Annotated in this window: 2 protein-coding genes; both read right to left on the bottom strand. The window is 58.6% G+C overall.

The window, feature by feature from the left end; all coding sequences use genetic code 11:
* On the bottom strand, positions 1–1376 hold a 1376-nt coding region (locus RMO15_RS18935), incomplete at its 3' end, for a DUF1501 domain-containing protein (RefSeq protein WP_309715320.1).
* Positions 1373–2092: ankyrin repeat domain-containing protein (locus tag RMO15_RS18930; protein WP_309715317.1), on the bottom strand; the 720-nt coding region annotated here is incomplete at its 5' end. The genes RMO15_RS18930 and RMO15_RS18935, both read right to left, overlap by 4 nt.

The following is a 2092-nucleotide window of genomic DNA, read 5'->3' as shown; positions in this document are numbered from 1 at the left end:
AAGCGGTAGGTGAGCTTGGTGTGGTCGATTCCGAGCTGGTGCAAGATCGTCGCTTGCAGGTCGTGGCCGTCCATAGGGTCTTTGACGGGGTTGTAGGCGAAGTCGTCGCTGGCTCCGTGGACGTAGCCGCCTTTGAAGCCGCCGCCACACGCCCACATGCTGTAGACCGAGCCTAGATGGTCGCGGCCATAGGTCGGCTTGGTCATGTCGCCCTGCACAAACGGGGTGCGCCCAAACTCGCTGGCCCAGAGGACGATGGTGTCATCGAGAAGTCCACGCTCTTTCAGGTCTAGAATCAGGGCCGCCGACGACTGATCCGTGTCGCGGCATTGCTCGGCGAGCTGCGTTGGTAGGTTGCCATGCTGATCCCAGCCCGAGTGCATGAGCTGGACAAAGCGCACCCCGCGCTCTAAAAGCCGCCGCGCCAGCAGGCAGTTGCGTGCGTAGCTGCCGGGCCGGTTCACATCCGGGCCGTAGCGCTCCAGCGTATGCGCGGACTCCTTGCCAATGTCCAGCAAGTCCGGTACCGACGTCTGCATCTTATAGGCAAGCTCGTACTGGGAGATGCGCGTCTCGATCTCCGGGTCGCCGTACTCGCTGAGGTGCTGCGCGTTCAGCGCCGCAATGTCATCGAGCTGCTTTCGCCGCAGCCCTGAAGGCAGGCCATCGGGGTTTTTGAGGTAGAGCACCGGCTCGCCCTCGCTCCGGAAGCGCACGCCCTGGAACTTGGAGGGAAGAAAGCCACTGCCCCAGTAGTAGTCGTAGAAGAGCTGGCCACACGTCCTGCCCCGGTCGGTCGAGGTCATCACCACAAATGAGGGCAGGTCTTTATTCATGCTCCCCAGCCCATAGGTCGCCCACGCGCCCATACTCGGGCGGCCCGGAATCTGCGAGCCGGTCATCAAAAACGTCACGCCTGGCGCATGGTTCACCGCTTCAGTGTGCATGGAATTGATGAGGCAGATGTCGTCGGCGAGCGAGCCAATGTGCGGCAGCAGCTCCGAAAGCATCATCCCGGACTTGCCGTAGGCTTTAAAGGGCTTGATGGACGGCAAGATAGGAAACGTCTTGAGCCCACTCGTCATGGTCGAGAGTCGCGTCCCCTTGCGCACTGAGTCCGGCAAGTTCGTTCCGCGCAGCTTCTCCAAACCCGGCTTGTAGTCGAACAAATCCACGTGTGAGGGCGCACCGCCCTGCCAGAGGACTACGACACGCTTGGCTTTGGCGTTGCCCCCCCCGCCCCCAAGAATGGGGGAGCCCGAGGCACTTTCCTCACCGAGCAGGCTTGCAAGTGCGGCCATACCGATTCCGGTGGCGCTCTTGCCAAAAAACTGTCGGCGGGTGATGCCGAGATCGCGTTCAAATTCTGGGTTCATAGTCTTGCCTTGTGCGTTTCTAGGAGCACTGCTAGCTCCTCATAACCTTCTTCGCGTGCCCAGTCAGCGGCTGACTTGTCTTCTCTATCACGATGCGTCGTATCAGCACCATTTTCAAGCAGATAGGCAACAACATCAGTTTCCCCGCACTGTGCTGCAAGCATCAGGGCATCTTGATCTTCTCCATTTTGCCAGTTCAAATCTGCCCCGGCATGATGAAGCATTTGCAAAATGGCCATGTTGCCATGACCTGCTGCGGTCATGTGTGGTTGGTGCCCACAAGCATCAATGGAATGGATATCGGCTCCAGCTTCTAGAAGTCGTTGAACGATCAAGGGGTTATGACTGGTGCTACTGATCGCATCCGAAAGAAGAGGATTACCATCTTGATCTTCAGCGTTGACTTCAGCTCCGTATGCAAGGAGAAGCTCAACCATTTCTAGGTTGTTATTGAAAAAGGCCCAGAACAGGACTCGATGCAAATGCTCGATCTCGGTGACATCGGCACAGGCTCCCGCTTCTAACGCGGCTTTTGCGGCTTCATAGTCATCGTTGAGGACGGCTTGCTCTAAGTCTTGATCAATCGGGAGCTGAACCGACCACAGACCGTTACGATCCCGTGCCCGAGCAAATCGCCGAATCGCTTCGCGGCGCTCCGAAAGCGGTAAAGCATTCATAAACGCCCCCCTTCGCGGAGCCGGAGGGGGTGGCGAGCC

The organism is Armatimonas sp. (genome assembly GCF_031410135.1).
Taxonomy (GTDB): Bacteria; Armatimonadota; Armatimonadia; order Armatimonadales; family Armatimonadaceae; genus Armatimonas.
This window is presented reverse-complemented; position numbering and strand designations above follow the sequence as displayed.